This window comes from Teichococcus oryzae, from assembly GCF_008386565.1.
In the GTDB taxonomy this organism is placed as follows: Bacteria; Pseudomonadota; Alphaproteobacteria; order Acetobacterales; family Acetobacteraceae; genus Pseudoroseomonas; species Pseudoroseomonas oryzae.
Genome location: NZ_VUKA01000004.1, coordinates 157,567 through 172,252 on the forward strand (window position 1 = coordinate 157,567; position 14,686 = coordinate 172,252).

Annotated in this window: 14 protein-coding genes; 2 read left to right on the forward strand and 12 right to left on the reverse strand. The window is 69.8% G+C overall.

Annotated elements, in window-relative coordinates:
- Positions 1–78: 78 nt before the first annotated feature.
- From F0Q34_RS11115 to F0Q34_RS11130, 4 genes are all read right to left on the reverse strand, one after another.
- The gene (locus F0Q34_RS11115; RefSeq protein ID WP_149812290.1) at positions 79–1,605 is read right to left on the reverse strand and encodes a tripartite tricarboxylate transporter permease; all 1,527 of its coding nucleotides are present in this window, start codon (positions 1,603–1,605) and stop codon (positions 79–81) included.
- Between the two features lie 4 nt (positions 1,606–1,609).
- Entirely contained in the window at positions 1,610–2,095 is a 486-nt protein-coding gene (locus tag F0Q34_RS11120; RefSeq protein ID WP_149812291.1) for a tripartite tricarboxylate transporter TctB family protein, read from the reverse strand.
- A 128-nt stretch (positions 2,096–2,223) separates the two neighbouring features.
- Positions 2,224–3,111, reverse strand: a complete 888-nt coding sequence (locus tag F0Q34_RS11125) for an NAD(P)-dependent oxidoreductase (protein ID WP_149812292.1) — start codon at positions 3,109–3,111, stop codon at positions 2,224–2,226.
- 5 nt (positions 3,112–3,116) lie between these two features.
- Positions 3,117–3,803 carry an amidohydrolase family protein gene (locus F0Q34_RS11130; RefSeq protein WP_277755276.1) on the reverse strand — a complete coding sequence of 229 codons (687 nt, stop codon included), beginning with the start codon at positions 3,801–3,803 and terminating at the stop codon, positions 3,117–3,119.
- Between the two features lie 62 nt (positions 3,804–3,865).
- Between F0Q34_RS11130 and F0Q34_RS11135 the strand changes: the two genes are divergently transcribed.
- Positions 3,866–5,455: an ABC transporter substrate-binding protein gene (locus F0Q34_RS11135; protein WP_149812293.1), complete on the forward strand. Its 1,590-nt coding sequence runs from the start codon at positions 3,866–3,868 to the stop codon at positions 5,453–5,455.
- A gap of 82 nt (positions 5,456–5,537) precedes the next feature.
- On the opposite strand, the gene F0Q34_RS11140 is transcribed toward F0Q34_RS11135, so the two are convergent.
- The 4 genes from F0Q34_RS11140 to F0Q34_RS11155 all read right to left on the reverse strand — a co-directional run bounded on the left by F0Q34_RS11140 (position 5,538) and on the right by F0Q34_RS11155 (position 8,476).
- Complete coding sequence (locus F0Q34_RS11140; RefSeq protein ID WP_149812294.1) at positions 5,538–6,515, reverse strand: peptidyl-alpha-hydroxyglycine alpha-amidating lyase family protein; 978 nt, start codon at positions 6,513–6,515, stop codon at positions 5,538–5,540.
- Between the two features lie 190 nt (positions 6,516–6,705).
- The gene (locus F0Q34_RS11145) at positions 6,706–7,065 is read right to left on the reverse strand and encodes a carboxymuconolactone decarboxylase family protein (RefSeq protein WP_149812295.1); all 360 of its coding nucleotides are present in this window, start codon (positions 7,063–7,065) and stop codon (positions 6,706–6,708) included.
- A gap of 59 nt (positions 7,066–7,124) precedes the next feature.
- A complete protein-coding gene (locus F0Q34_RS11150) occupies positions 7,125–7,562 on the reverse strand; it encodes a hypothetical protein (RefSeq protein WP_149812296.1) in 438 nt (145 codons plus the stop codon).
- Between the two features lie 47 nt (positions 7,563–7,609).
- The gene (locus tag F0Q34_RS11155; protein WP_174242035.1) at positions 7,610–8,476 is read right to left on the reverse strand and encodes an XdhC family protein; all 867 of its coding nucleotides are present in this window, start codon (positions 8,474–8,476) and stop codon (positions 7,610–7,612) included.
- A 144-nt stretch (positions 8,477–8,620) separates the two neighbouring features.
- On the opposite strand from F0Q34_RS11155, the gene F0Q34_RS11160 reads away from it, so the two are divergent.
- The gene (locus F0Q34_RS11160; protein ID WP_149812297.1) at positions 8,621–9,532 is read left to right on the forward strand and encodes a LysR family transcriptional regulator; all 912 of its coding nucleotides are present in this window, start codon (positions 8,621–8,623) and stop codon (positions 9,530–9,532) included.
- 87 nt (positions 9,533–9,619) lie between these two features.
- On the opposite strand, the gene F0Q34_RS11165 is transcribed toward F0Q34_RS11160, so the two are convergent.
- The 4 genes from F0Q34_RS11165 to F0Q34_RS11180 all read right to left on the reverse strand — a co-directional run bounded on the left by F0Q34_RS11165 (position 9,620) and on the right by F0Q34_RS11180 (position 14,651).
- On the reverse strand, positions 9,620–10,597 hold the full coding sequence (locus F0Q34_RS11165) for a Bug family tripartite tricarboxylate transporter substrate binding protein (RefSeq protein ID WP_149812298.1): 978 nt from the start codon (positions 10,595–10,597) through the stop codon (positions 9,620–9,622).
- Between the two features lie 85 nt (positions 10,598–10,682).
- A complete protein-coding gene (locus F0Q34_RS11170; protein WP_149812299.1) occupies positions 10,683–12,350 on the reverse strand; it encodes a thiamine pyrophosphate-binding protein in 1,668 nt (555 codons plus the stop codon).
- Between the two features lie 70 nt (positions 12,351–12,420).
- On the reverse strand, positions 12,421–13,419 hold the full coding sequence (locus tag F0Q34_RS11175) for a Bug family tripartite tricarboxylate transporter substrate binding protein (RefSeq protein WP_161600841.1): 999 nt from the start codon (positions 13,417–13,419) through the stop codon (positions 12,421–12,423).
- A gap of 317 nt (positions 13,420–13,736) precedes the next feature.
- Complete coding sequence (locus tag F0Q34_RS11180) at positions 13,737–14,651, reverse strand: NAD(P)-dependent oxidoreductase (protein WP_370751209.1); 915 nt, start codon at positions 14,649–14,651, stop codon at positions 13,737–13,739.
- Between the last annotated feature and the right edge of the window lie 35 nt (positions 14,652–14,686).

Sequence of the window (14,686 nt, forward strand, 5' to 3'; positions counted from 1 at the left end):
GTTGTTGTCTTGGTCCGGCGTGAGGCCGGTTCAGGCGGATCATGAATGGTTTTTCAGCGGCCAGCCATGAATTGCGTGTCAGCCATTCGCATGCCCCCCACTCGCCCCGGCGACGGCAGGGGCGCGCGCCTTCATGCGGCGGATCAGCCACGCCGCCACCGGCCACAACAGCGCGCCCAGCGTGATCGCCGCCAGCACGGCCGAGATCGGCCGGTCGAAGAACGGCATGATGCTGTTGTCCGACTTGATCAGCGAGGTGACGAAGCTTTGCTCCACCATGGAGCCCATGACGATGCCGAGCACCAGCGCCGCCACCGGATAGCCATTGCGCTCCATCACGTAGCCCAGCGTGCCGAAGAAGGCGACCAGCAGCACCGCGAACAGGTTGTTGCCGGTGGCGAAGGCGCCCACCGCGCAAAGCAGCAGGATGATCGGCATGATCGAGGCGCGCGGCGCCCGCAGCACCGTCGCCGCGACGCGGATCATGATGATGCCGAGCGGGATCATGATGATGTTGGCGAGGATGAAGATGATGTAGAGCGCGTACATGCTGGAAGCGCGCTCGGTGAACAGCGTCGGCCCCGGGTTCAGCCCCTTCATGTAGAGCACGCCGATGGCGATGGCGGTGATGGTGTCCCCCGGGATGCCGAACAGCAGCGCCGGCACCCAGCCGCTGGCCAGGGAGGCATTGTTGCTGGCGCCCGATTCGACCAGCCCTTCCGGGTGGCCGGTGCCGAATTTTTGCGGCTCCTTGGAAAAGCGCTTGCTCAGCGCATAGGACACCCAGGCGGCCATGTCGGCGCCCGCGCCGGGCAGCACGCCAATGATGATGCCGACGATGTTGCCGCGCATCATGGGCTTCGGGTACTTCTTGGTCAGCGCCCATTGGCCGGCCATGATGGAGCCGAAGCGGCGGCGCGGCAGCGGCGGCGGCTCGGCCTCGGACAGCGCCCGCATCACCTGCGACACCGCGAAAACGCCGACCAGCGCGGGCAGCGGCTCGATCCCGCCCAGCAGGTCGGTCATGCCGAAGGTGAAGCGGGGCGTGCCCGCCGGGTTCTCCATGCCGATGCAGGAGAACAACAGCCCGAGCAGCATCGACGCGATCGCCTTCACCGGGGAGGAGCGCGCCACCAGCGTCGCGCACATCAGCCCCAGCACGGCGAGCCAGAAATACTCGAAGGAGGAAAAGTTCAGCGCCACCTCGGCCAGCGCCGGCGCCATGATCAGCAGGGACAGCGTGCCCGCGATGCCGCCAATGGCGCTGAACCACAGCCCGGTGCCCAGCGCCAGCTCCGCCTGCCCCTTGCGGGTCATGGCGTAGGCTTCGTCGGTATAGGCGGCGGAGGCGGGCGTTCCGGGGATGCGCAGCAGGCAGCCCGGAATGTCGCCCGAGAAGATCGCCATGGCCGAGGCGGTGATGATCGTCGCCACCGCCGCGATCGGCGACAGGTAGAAGGTGACGGGCACCAGCAGCGCGGTCGCCATGGTGGCGGACAGCCCGGGTAGCGAGCCGATCACCAGCCCATAGACGGCGGAGGCCGCGATGGCGATCAGCACATCGGTTTGCAGAACCAGGCGGAGCCCTTCGAAAAGATCGGTCATGGCGTCACCAGGGCAGGGTCAGCAGGCCGTCCGGCAGCGGCACCCGCAGCAACCGGACGAAAATGGCATGGATGCCCAGCGGCGCCAGCACCGCCAATGGCAGCGCCAGGCGCGCCCGCGCGCCCATCGTGAAGCTCACCGCCAGGCTGATCGCCGCGGCGGTGAGCAGGAAGCCCAGGCTTTCAACAGCCAGCATGTAGAACAACAGCAGCAATGGCGGCAGGAAGGCCCGCCATTCCGCGAAGCGGGGCGGCCGCGCCACCACCTCCCCCGGTTCGGGGGGCACGACGTCGTCCGGCGCCTCGAAGCTGTGCCCGATGCGCAGCGCCACCAGGGACCCGCAGCCCATCAATCCCAGGCCGATGACCATGGGGAAGACGCTGGGCCCCACATCCTGCCCAGGCACGCCGGGCTGCTGCAGGGCGCCGTACACGGTGACGCCCCCCAGCGCGACCAGGCATGACCCGGTGATCCTGTCCGACAACTGCAATGTCTTTCTTCCTTCCGCCCATGGACAGTCGAATGGGGCCGCCATTCGCTGCTTGTTCTTTCGGCGCCTTGGTTCGCCGGTTGCGGCAGTGTGATGACCTGACAATGGCGGGGTCAAGCGCCTGCCGTTCAGCGCGGCGGATCGGGCCGGTAAAGGCGGATCACCGATGCGCTGTCGCTCATGCCCTGACCTTCCGCCACATGGTCGGCGAAGCGCCGCCGCGCCGCCTCCACCACCGGCAGGGAAAGGCCATGCTCCTCCGCGAAGCGGCGCACCGCCTCCAGGTCCTTCAGCAATTGCCGCGCATAGCCGCCGGGCGGATCAAAGGCACGCCGCTGCATCTGCGGGTAGATGCGCCGCAGCAGGGCGCTGTCGGCATGGCCGCCCGCCAGGGCATCGGGCAGCATCGCGGCGTCGATGCCCGCCGCCTCCGCCAGGGCAAGGGCCTCGGCCATCAGCACATAGCCGGTGCCGACGGTCGCCTGGTTCAGCACCTTGGCAACCTGCCCTGCGCCCACCGGGCCCAGATGCGTGATGTTGCCGCCGATCGCGCGCAGCGCCGGCTCGGCGCGGGCGAAGGCCGCGGCGGCGCCCCCCGCCATGATCGTCAGCCGGCCTTCCCGCGCCGCCGGCGGCCCGCCGGAAACGGGAGCATCGACCCAGTCCGGACCGGCCTCGCGGGCCAGCCTTTCCACCATCTCCCGCGTCGCCGCCGGATCGGCTGTGGACAGGTCCACCAGCAGCCCGCCGGCCGGGGCCGCCGCCGCGATGCCGTCGGGGCCGAACACCACGTCCCGCACCGCATCGGCGTGCAGCACGCAGAGCAGCACCATGTCGCTCGCCGCGGCCACCGCCGCCGGGGACGCGGCCGCCACCGCCCCCTGCTCCACCACGGCCGGCAGCCGCTCCGGCTCGCGGTTCCAGACGGTGACGGGGAAGCCCTGTTCCCGCAGGCGCAGCACCATGGCGGTGCCCATCAGGCCGATCCCGACAAAGCCGATGCGGGGGCTGGACATGCGGATCACGCCTGCCCGGCCGGGCTGGTGCGGTACACCTCCCGCGCGGTGTCACGGAACAGCCGCGCCTGTTCCGCCCGCGGCGGGTCCATGACGATGGACCTGAAGCCAGAGAAGATGGTGTCGAAGCTGCCGCACAGGCTGTCCACCGGGAAGTTGCTGGCGAACATGCAGCGCTCGGCACTGAACAGGGCGATGGTTTCCCGCACGATCCAGCGATTCTCCTCCGCCCGCCAGGGGCGGCCCCGCAGGCCAAGGCCGGAAATCTTTGCACGCGCGTTCGGGCATTCCGCGAAACCCGCCATGGCCTCGCGCCAGCGGCCCAGCGCCGCCTCGTCACGCCGCGCCGGAAGGCCCGCGTGGTTCAGCACGATCAGCGTGTCCGGAAAGTCCCGCGCCAGGACAGCGGCCTCGTGCAGGTTCCACCACGGCGTCTGCAGGTCGAAATGCAGGCCGTGGCGAGACAGCAACGCATAACCGCGCCGCCACCGCTCCGCCGACATCAGCGTGCGCCGCCCCCCCACCTCATCCGGGGAGACCGGCCCGCCCGGCTTGTGGCGGACGCTGCGCACCAATCCGCAGGCGCCTGCGCCGCCAGCAGCTCCGCCGCATCCTCCCGGTCCAGCCAGGCCTGCGCGACGATGGCCTGGGGCAGGCGGGAACGGAACCTCCGGGGCGGATTGTGTTGTCATGGATCGTGATGATACGTTTCTAACGAATTTCAATCGTGCAAACTATGCCGAGGAAGACCCCCATGCTGAACACCGCCCTGCCACGCCGCGGCCTCGCGGCGCTTCTCGGGCTCGGGCTGCTGCCCAGGCCCCTAGCCGCGCAGGGCGGCGGCGTGCTGACCATCGGCACGGCGACGACGCCAAGCTCGGCCGATCCGCATTTCTACGCCTTCCAGCCCAACTTCAATCTGGCGCTGCATGTGTTCAGCCGCCTGGTGGAGCGCGATGCGCGGCTGCGGCCCATTCCTGGCCTGGCGCTGAGCTGGACACCGGTCGGGGAGCGGATCTGGGAGTTCAAGCTGCGGCCGGGCGTGAAATGGCATGATGGGCGCGACTTCACCGCCGATGACGTCGCCTTCACCATCGGCCGCGTGCCGACCGTGCCGAACAGCCCCGGCAGCCTCGCCGGCTATGTGCGGCCCGTGACGCAGGTGGAGGTGGTGGACCCGCTGACGGTGCGCCTGCACACCGCCGGCCCGCATCCTTCCCTGCCCAACGACCTGACCTTCATCGCCATCGTGTCCCGCCATGCCGGGGAAGGCGCGACAACCGAGGATTACAACAGCGGCAAGGCCGCCATCGGCACCGGCCCCTACAGGCTTTCCGTCTTCCAGCCCGGCGCCAGGATCGAGCTGCTGCGCAATGACAGCTATTTCGGCGGCCCCGAACCATGGGAGAAGGTGCATTTCCGCATCATCCCGCAGGCCGGCGCGCGCAGCGCCGCCTTGCTGTCGGGCGATGTGGACCTGATCGACGAGGTTTCCTCCAACGACGCCCTGGCGCTGCAGCGCGATGGCCGCGTCGCCATTGTCGAGACGCAAAGCACGCGCCTGACCTTCATGCAGCCCAGCCACGCCACCGCGGGCGGGTTGCCGGACGTGACCGGCATCGATGGCAGGCCCCTGCCGCGGAATCCCTTCCTGGATCTGCGGGTGCGGCAGGCCTTGTCGCTTGCCATCGACCGCAAGGCGCTGGTGGAGCGGGTGATGGAAGGCCGCGGCACGCCCAGCGGCCAATGGCTGCCGGAAGGCTTCTATTCCGCCAATCCCGCCGTGGGCGTGCCGCCCTATGATCCGGAGCGGGCGCGCAGGCTGCTGGCGGAAGCCGGCTATCCGCAGGGCTTCAGGCTGGTGCTGCACACGCCGACCGACCGCTTCGCCAATGACAGCCGCATCGCCCAGGCGGTGGCGCAGATGTGGACGCGGATCGGCGTGCAGAGCGTGGTGGACGCGCTGCCCTATTCCGCCTTCAGCGCCCGCGCCAGCAAGCAGGAATACGGCATGTGGCTGCACAGCTGGGCCAGCTCCACCGGGGAGGCATCCTATTTCCTGAGCAATGTGGTGAGCACCGTGGACCGCGCCAAGCGCGCCGGCGCCAACAACTGGAGCCGTTATTCCAACCCGGAACTCGACGCGCTGACGGAAAAGTCCTTCACCATCCTGGACCCCGAGGCGCGGGAGAAGGTGCTGCAAGAGGCGGTTCAGGTGGTCGCGGACGATCTGCCGATGATCCCGCTTTTCCACCTGTCGCTGGTCTGGGGTGTCCGCCCGGGCTACCGCTTCGAGCCCAACATGAGCGGCTACACGGCGGCCACCATGGTGCGGCGCGGCTGATGGCGGGCACAGCCCGCGCGGCCCTCGATGAAGGGTGACGGGGAGGAACGGCCCTTCCCCGCCCCCTTTGCGGGCCGCTTGTTCAGGCCGCCCGGACGCGCGTGAATTTCTGGACGCGGCGCAGCCGGTCGGGGCGCGGCTGCTCCGGAAACAGCGACGCCCAGTCGGTGGCCGCGACCTCGCCCACATACAGGTCGCCCCGGGAATCGAGAACGACGCTGTGCGGCGCGACGAACTCCCCGGGCGCCAGCCCCGCCTTCAACCCGCCGAGGCGGGCCAGCAGCGTGCCGTCATTGCCCATGATGGAAAGGCGCGGCCCGAGATTGGGGGTGGCGCGGTTGACGGGCTGGTATGGCCCCAGCTCGCCCACCAGGAAGCACGGGCAGCGCCCGCCGAACAAGGCCAGGCCGCAGGGGCGGTGCAGGTTGTTCACCTGCCGGATGTAGCGCCCCTGCCCGTCGAACACCTGGATCCGGTGGTTCTCCCGGTCGGCGACATAAACCAGGCCTTCCGCGTCGCAGCAGATGTTGTGCGGCAGGTTGAACTCGCCCGGGCCGGTGCCGGGCCGCCCCCAGCTGAACAGGTGCCGCCCATCGGGCGCGTATTTGTGCACGCAGGCATTGCCGTAGCCATCCGACACATAGATGTCGCCTTCCGGCGACAGGGCGGTGTGGGTGCAGCGGCAGAAGGGCTTGCCGCTCATGAAGCCGGAAGGCTTGCCCGGCTCGCCGATCTGCAGCAGCAGCTTTCCGTCCAGGCTGAACTTGCGGACGGTGTGGTCGCCATTGTCGGTCAGGTAGATCGAATCATCCGGGCCGATGCTGGCGGCGTGCGGATTGGAGAACAGGCCATGGCCCCAGCTCCGCAGCACATTGCCTTCGCGGTCGAGAACCAGAACAGGATGCTTTCCGCGATTGAACATGTAGACGCGGTCCTGCGCATCCACCGCCAGCCCGGCGACATCGCCCAGATCCCCAATTCCGATCTCGGCCGGCAGCTTCGGCCAGTTCTCGACCGGCTCGAACACCCATTCGCCATCGCCCATCCTGTTTCCTGGCATCTTGGTCCTCCTGTTGCCCGGCTTCGCCGGATCATTGCGCGTTTCGCCCGATCGTCAGGCGGGGCGCAGTGTGCAACAGGTCGCGCGGCCGGCCCATGGCCTTAAGGCCAAGCTTCGCGCATCCCGGCGGCGAAAGGGCCGGGAGCATCCGGAACGGCCATGGCCGCGCGGGCGAACAGGCGGATGCCGCCTATTCTCCGGCGGGCGCCTGCCGCCTGGCTTCCTCCCGCTCGAACACGGACAGCGCCAGGGTCGAATGGGCATAGGCGCCGCCCGCCCGCATCTCGGTGGCGACCCAGATCGCCTCCATCAGCTCCGCCTGCGTCGCGCCCGCCCGCAGGGCCGCCTTGCTGTGCCCCTGGATGCAATACGGGCATTGCGTCGCATGGGCCACGGCAACGGCGATGATCTGCTTCATCCGCGCCGAAAGCGCGCCCTCGGCGAAGACCTGCCGGCTGAAGGCATCGAAGGCGGCCTGGGTTTCGGGCGCGAGGTCGCGCCGCTTCTGTGCCGTTTCCCGCGTGGCCGGCGGGTACATCATGTCCGTCATGGAGCTTTCCTTTTCCGCTGCGGCCTCTCGGCCCGCGCAGCTTCCGCTGCCTTGGCGCCTCAGCCCGGCATGGCCCGGCGATGCACGCGCTGGAGGCCGTGTTCCAGGGTCAGCAGAACATCGGCCAGGTCGCGGCGCAGCGCATCATCATGGATGCGGGGCAAGGCGGCGCGAAGCCGCTGCGCCAGCGGCGCCTGCGCGGCATCGCCGGCGCCATCCGCGCCGGGATTGGCATGGCCGCCCCCCATCCGCGCCGCATCACCGAGCCGCGCGAGATGCTGGCGCAGCATGACCCGCAGCCACGTTGTTTCCAGCACGGTGCCGGGCGGTTCCGCTTCCAGCAGTTCCGTCAGCAGGCCGGCCACCTCCTCCCGCCGGAGATAGCCGAGCCAGGACGGATCAAGCTCGTGCATGAAGCAGGGCGGCGAGTTGCAGACAATGGTTGTGTTCGGGTCCTCCTCCGGAGAAGCGATCCTCAACCTTGTCTTCGCTGGCATGCCCATCACTCCCTGAACCATGTGTTCTGCCTGGCGCGGGAAGCCCGTCATGGCGTTTCCAGCGCGATGGCCGGCGCCCGGGCGCGCCTTTGCGGCGCCTCCGCCCCGTGGCGCGCGGCGTTGTCCCGCATGGGGCGCCCCGAGCCGCCGCGCCGCAGCATGACGATCTCCCCCATGACCGACAAAGCGATCTCCTCGGGCGTCCGGGCGCCGAGGTCGAGCCCCGCCGGGGCATGGAGCCGCAGCAATTCCTCCTCCGTGAAGCCTTCGCCGCGAAGGAACTCCAGCACCAGCCGCGACCGCTTGCGGCTGGCGATCACCGCGATGCAGGCGGCCGGGGACCGCAGCGCGCGCACGGCGGAAACATGGTCGCCCTTGTGCTGCGTGGCGATCACCACAGCATCCCCAGCAAGCGGCGTGAGCTGTTCATAGCCATAATCATCGCCGATGATCTCGGCCGCGTCCGGATAGCGCGCCGGGTCCGGCGCCGGCGTGTCGTTGACGATGGCGCGGAAGCCGAGCGTGGCGCCGAAGCGGCACAGGCATTCCGCCACCCGTCCATGCCCGAGGATCCAGAGCGCCGGCGGCGGCAGGACGGGCTCCACATAAACGCGCATGCTGCCGCCGCAGGGCATCCCGGTGCCCAGCACCTCGTCATCGAGGTCCAGCGCGACGATCCTGGGGCACTGGTTCCGCAGGGCTTCCAGCGCGGCCTGTCGAACGGCGGATTCCGCGCAGCCGCCCCCCACCCAGCCGGCGATCAGCGCGCCATCCCGGCCGATCAGCGCCTTGGCACCGGGCCGGGCGGAAGCGGAGCCCTCGGTCTCGATCACCGTGGCCAGGACATGGGCTTCGCGCCTGTTGCGCAGCGCCAGCATGAGGTCCAGCAGGTCAGACGGCTCGCTCTCGGCCATGGCGGGGCCCCCATCCGTGTTGGCCGCGCCCCGGCAGCGCCAGGGATGGCCCTCATGGATCTTGGCGGGGGGGACCCAGCATGCAAATGAATCTTATTGCCCGATGTCAGCAGGAATCCTGCACGATGAGCGGCAGGAGGCCCCATGGACATCGCATTGGCGCGCACCTTCCTGGCCATTGTCGAGGCCGGCAGCTTCATCCGCGCCGCCGAACGGCTGAACATCAGCCAAACCACGGTCAGCGCGCGGATGCGGTCGCTGGAGGACCAGCTGCACCGGCCGCTTTTCGTGCGCAACAAGACCGGCGCCTCGCTGACGCCGGCGGGCGAACAGTTCCTCCGCCACGCGCCGGCCCTGGTGCAACTCTGGGAGCGCGCCCGGCACGAGGTGGCCGTGCCGCCAGGGCGCCGAGCGGTGCTCGCCATCGGGGCCGAGTTCAGCCTCTGGGACCCCCTGCTCATCCATTGGCTGTTGTGGATGCGCCGCGAGGCCCCCGACCTCGCGCTCCACGCGCATGTCGGGCTGCAGGAGGAGCTGATGGACCAGGTCGCCGAAGGGGTCCTCGACATCGCGGTGATGTATGCGCCGCGCTACCGGGCCGGCCTCAAGGTGGAATTGCTTGCGGAAGAAAGGCTGGTGATGGTGGCCACGCCGCCGGATGGCACCGGCAGGCCGCCGGACTATGTGCAGGTGGATTGGGGGCCGGAATTCGCGCTGCGGCAGGGTGCGGGACTGGCCGCGCAGGGCGACCTCGCCCTTCACACGCGCTTCGGCCCGCTGGGGCTCGGCTACATCCTGGAAGCGGGCGGGTCCGGCTATTTCCGCATGGGCGCTGTCAGGCCGCATCTGGAAAGCGGGCGGCTGGCGCTGGTGCCCGGCGCGCCCGAATTCCTGCATCCCGCCTATGCCGTGCATGCCGGAACCGGCGATCCCGGCCTCATCCAAACCGCGCTGGACGGGTTGAGGAGCGTCGCGGCCGCCGGCCCGACCGGCCGCGAGGGAAATGCCACCCCCGCGTCGCGCCAGGCGCCGTCCGCCTTCCGCCGGCGAAGCTAGAGCGGACCCCGATCGGGCGGGACCGCCTGATCGGGTGAAGATGCTCGACAGAACAAAATGCTCTGGCCATCCCGCCTGGCGCGGCCCTCAATCCGCGCGGATGCCGGCCTCCCGCGCGATGGCCTGCCAGCGCAGGCTGTCCTTCTTCACCCATTCCTGAAGCTGGTCACCCGGAACGGCGAGCGGATCAACAAAGGCCCTTTGCAGGCGCTCGGTCGTTTGCGCCGTTCTAGTGCGGAGCAGCGCGTTCTGCAGGCTGGCGAAGATGGGCGCCGGGGTGCGGACCGGCACATGAAGGCCGAACCAGATGCCCAGATCGTAATCCTTGATCCCGGCTTCCCGCAAAGTGGGCACGTCCGGCAGGGCCGAGGCCCGGCGCGCGGTGGTCACGCCCAGCGGCCGCAACCCGCCGGAGCGGATATGGCCGGTCGAGGTCGCGGTGGTGTCGAAGCCGAAATCCACATCGCCGGCCAGCATGGCGGCCACCAGCGGCGAGGAGCCGCGATAGGGAACATGCGTCGCCTCGATCCCGGCGGCCTTCAGGAACACAACGGCGGACAGGTGCGACGAGCTGCCATTGCCGACGGAGCCATAAACAAGCGGGCGGCGCCGCGCCTCGGCGATCAATTCCTGCACCGTGCGCGCCTGGTTCCGCTTCGGAACGGCGGACAGCACATTGGCGACCTCGCCGATGGTGCCGAGGCACAGGAAGTCCTCCGCGGCGTTCACCCCTGAATCCTGGTACAAAACAGGATTGACGCCGAACATGGCGGTGGTGCCGAACAGGATGGTGTGGCCATCCGGCTCGGCCTGGGCGGCTGCGAGGGTGCCGATATTGCCGCCCGCGCCGGCGCGGTTCTCCACGACCACCGGCTGGCCCAGCTCGGCGCCCAGCGGCTCGGCGACGATGCGGCCCACAATGTCGTTCACGCCACCGGGCGGATAGGTGACGATCATCCTCACCGGGCGGCTCGGCTTCCATGCGGCGCCGCTGGACTGCGCCCTGAGCAGCCCGGGCGCCAGAAGGCCGCCCATGGCTCCGAGGGCCATTCGCCGTGTTGTCATTCCTGCCTCCCCGTTGATTTCTTGTTGGCGGGCAATTCAAGCCCGCGCTTCCGCCCGATGCCAGGGTTTACGGCTCCCCGCCTGCTTACGCCGGCTTCGCGCCGACCTTGGGCCCGTAGGGGAAATAGGGCGGATGGTCGCCGATGGCGGTCATGTCCACCTCAACCAGGGTGGGGCCGCGCACCGCCAGCGCCTCGGCCACCGTGGCGCCGAACCGCGCGGGATCGCTGACACGCCAGAAGGGCAGCCCGGCCAGCGCCGCGACACCCTCCAGCTCCGGCGCCGCCAGGGTGTCGAAGCGCCGCCGGCCATCCGCCACCGCGTCCTGGATGTGGCGGATGACGCCATAGCCGCGGTCGTTCATCACCAGGATCACCATGTCGAGCCGCTCCTGCACGGCCGTCCACAGCTCGCTCATGTTGAGGAAGAAGCCGCCATCGCCGGTCATCACCACGGTCCTGCCATGGCCGGGCGCCAGGGCGGCGCCGATGCCCAGGCACAGCCCCTGCCCGATGCCGGCGCCGACGGGGTAGATGTTCGCCCTGGTGTCATCCAGCGCGAAAAGCTTATTGCCCCAGGTGCTGTTGTTGATGGTGATGTCGCGCGCCCAGACCGCGTCGCGCGGCACCACGGCGCGAAGCTGTTCGGCGAAGCCGCCATAGGGACCAAGCGACGCCTTGAAGGCGGCGCGGGTATCGCGCCTCAGCGCCTGGAAATCCTCCACAAAGGCGGGCTCGGCGCTGAAGCGGCCGTCGAGCCGCGCCACGAGCGCCTCCAGCGTCAGCGCCGCGTCGCCGCGCAGGAACAGCGTGTTGGGATAGGTGCGGCCATCCGCCAGGGGGTCCACATCGATCTGCACCAGTTCGCGCGGCAGCGGCACGGAGAACTCGCCGGTTTCGTGGCCGCGCAGGCGGGAGCCGGCGACGATCATCAGGTCCACGCTGTCATAGAAGGCCTCGACGCCGGCCAGCCCCTGGCCGTTCAGCGCGCCAAGGTTCATCGGATGGTCTTCCGGCACCACGCCGCGCCCGGCCCAGCTTGTCACCATGCCGAAGCCCATGCCCAGCAGGGCCCGCGCCGCCCGCCCCGTGCCCGCCGCGCCGCGGCCGAGCCACAGCATCGGCCGCCTGGCCCGCATCACGCGCGCGGCAAGCTGCTCCAGCGCCGCCTCCCCCGGCGGCAAGGGCGGCGGCAGCGGCAGCGCGAAGCCGTCGAGCGTGGCCGGACGCGGCAGCGTGGCGCGCTGGATATCCGTCGGCACCTCGACGCTCACGGGCCCCATGGGCGGCGTCAGCGCGTCGGTGGCGGCACGGGTCAGCACGCCCAGGGCCTCGCCGGCGGAGCGGATTCGGTAGGCGGATTTTCCCGAGGCTTGCAGCATGCCGAGCTGGTCCGGCACGTCATGCACCGTGCCCATGCCGCGATCGACGAAGCGGGTCGCCGTTTGCCCGGTGATGTGCAGCAGCGGCGTGCCGGCGAAGCGCGCCTCCACCAGCCCGGCCACCACATTGGCGGCGCCCGGCCCGGTGCTGGTGAACACGCAGCCAAGGCCGCCCGAGGCGCGCGCATGCCCATCGGCCATGTGCCCCGCCCCCGCCTCGCCCCGCGCCGTCACGAAGCGCACCGCGTTGCGCCGCGAGATCGCGTCCAGCATGGGGATGTTGTGCACCGAGACGATGCCGAAGGCCGTGGAAACGCCGCAGGCGTCGAGGAACTCGGCGATCAGGTCACTGACCGTGTAGGCATCCGACATCAGGCAAGCCATCCATGCTGTTGAGGGGCTGTTGCGGGGAGAGGAACCAGAAGGGCGCGGCGGCGCGGCGTCACTGGAGCTTGATGTCGGCGTCCCGGATCACCGCGCCCCATTTCGCGTGCTCGGCCGCGATCCGGGCGGCGAAGGCCTCGGGCGCGTCCCCGATCGGCGAGGCGCCAAGGTCAGCCAGCCTCTGCATGGTGGCGGGCCGCGCGAGGCCGGCCGCGAGCGCCGCCTGCATCCGGCGGATCATCGCATCGGGCGTGTTCCTGGGCGCCACCACGCCGAACCAGGCGGTCACCTCGTAGCCGGGCAGGGTTTCGGCGATGGCGGGAATGTCCGGCGCACCGCTCCAGCGCCTGGCGCCGGTCATGCCGATGCCGACCAGCGCGCCGGAGCGCACATGCGGCAGGATGGAAGGCAGGTTGTCCACCCCGTAGGCGAGCCTCCCCGCGAGGAGGTCCGGCATCATGGCCGCGGAGCCGCGATAGGACACATGCTCGGCCTCGATCCCGGCCTGGAGGCGGAACAGCTCCGCCGCCAGATGCGTGGTGCCGCCGAGGCTGGTTTCGCCATAGGCGATCCGCTGCCGCTTCGCGAGGGCGATCAGCTCCGCCGCCGTTTTCACGCCGAGGGCGGGATGCGCGGCAATGAGGTTGGGCACTTCCGCGACCTGGCTGACAGGCGCGAAGTCGCGCAGCCCGTCGAAGCCGGGATCGTTGTAAAGAAAGCCGTTGATGGCCAGCGGCCCGGGCGAGCTCAGCAGCAGGGTATAGCCGTCGGGCTCCGCGCGCGCGGCCTGCGCGGCGCCGATATTGCCGCCCGCCCCGGAGCGGTTGTCCACCACCACCGGCTGGCCCAGCGCTTCGGCCAGGATGTCGGCGGCGATGCGCGCCAGGATGTCGGTGGTGCCGCCGGCGGGAAACGGGCAGATCATCCGGATCGGGCGCTGCGGCCAGCCGGTTGCCGCGGCGCGCGCGCCGGGCGCGGCCAGGGCCGCCGCCATGCCGGCGAGCCAGCCGCGCCGGGTCGTCGTGAAACGCGGTATGCGTCGCGGAGTCCGAGTCATGGCCTTCCTCCCCTGTTGTTTCTTTTGCGGCAGTGTGCGCGACGAAGCCGGCATCTGACCAGGGGCGGAACGATGCGAAATCGCCATCCGCCGGGATCTCCCACGTGAATGCCGCGCGGCCGCGAGCCGCATCGGCGCCGGATGGCATGTCTGCTGGCGGGCGGCGCTCGGCGCAGGCCGCTCAGCCGCTCATGCATCCGTCCGCCTGTCGCGGCCACCGGCCCGCAGAACAATCCTTTCGGACGCGGCGTGTCCACCGCGACGGCATCCGTCGTGCGCAATGCCGGCATCGCGGTGATGAACAGGGGAAAGCCGGATCAGCCCGCGGCGTCGGGCCTGCGGCCGAACTGCACGCCGGCCCACTGCTCGAAATGCCGAATGGGATAAACATTGTCCTTGTCGCCATCGCCCTGCGAAATGGCGAAGGCGAGGAATTGCCGCGCGACGGGGTTCACCATCATCGGCACGCCGATGCGCTCCGCTTCCTCAAGGCACATCTTGATGTCCTTGTGCAGCAGCGCGGTGGTGAAGCGGACCGGGAAGCTGCGGTCGAGAACGCATTGCGGAATCCGCTCCAGCGTCGCGTAGGAGCGGCCGCTGGACACGTTGAGCACGTCCAGCATCGTTTGCGCGTCGAGCCCGGCCTTCACGCCGTAAACCAGCGCCTCGCAACTGGCGATCATGCTGGTGGCGTAGAGGGTGTTGTTGATGATCTTCATGGTCTGGCCAAGGGTCGGATCCTCGCCGAGATAGAAGATGTTGCTGCCAAGGATGCGGAGGCAGGGCTCGACCGCCTTGAACGTCGCCTCCGGTCCCGCCGCCATCACCGACAATGTGCCCTTTTCCGCCGCGGCGGTTCCGCCGCTGACCGGCGCGCCCAGGAATGCCAGGCCACGGGCGCGGAGCTTGTCCGCCACCTCCCGGGTGACGCTGGGGCCGGTGGTGGACAGGTCCACCACGATCTCCACCATTGTGCCCTCGATCACGCCGCCGGGGCCGGCGGCCACCTCGGCCACGATGTCGGGCATCGGCAGGCAGAGCAGGACGATCCCGGCGCGCGAGGCGAGATCGCGCGCGCTATCCGTGCGCAGCGCGCCGCGCGCCACGGCGCGCTCCATCGCCGCTTCCGCGCGGTCATAGACAAGAAGCTCGTGGCCCCCGGCCAGCAGGCGGTTGGCGAAATGCTGGCCGATATTGCCCAGCCCGATGAGTCCGATCTTCATGTCTGGCACGCCTTCTCGCGAGGGTCCGGCGGCCGCGCGGCGCC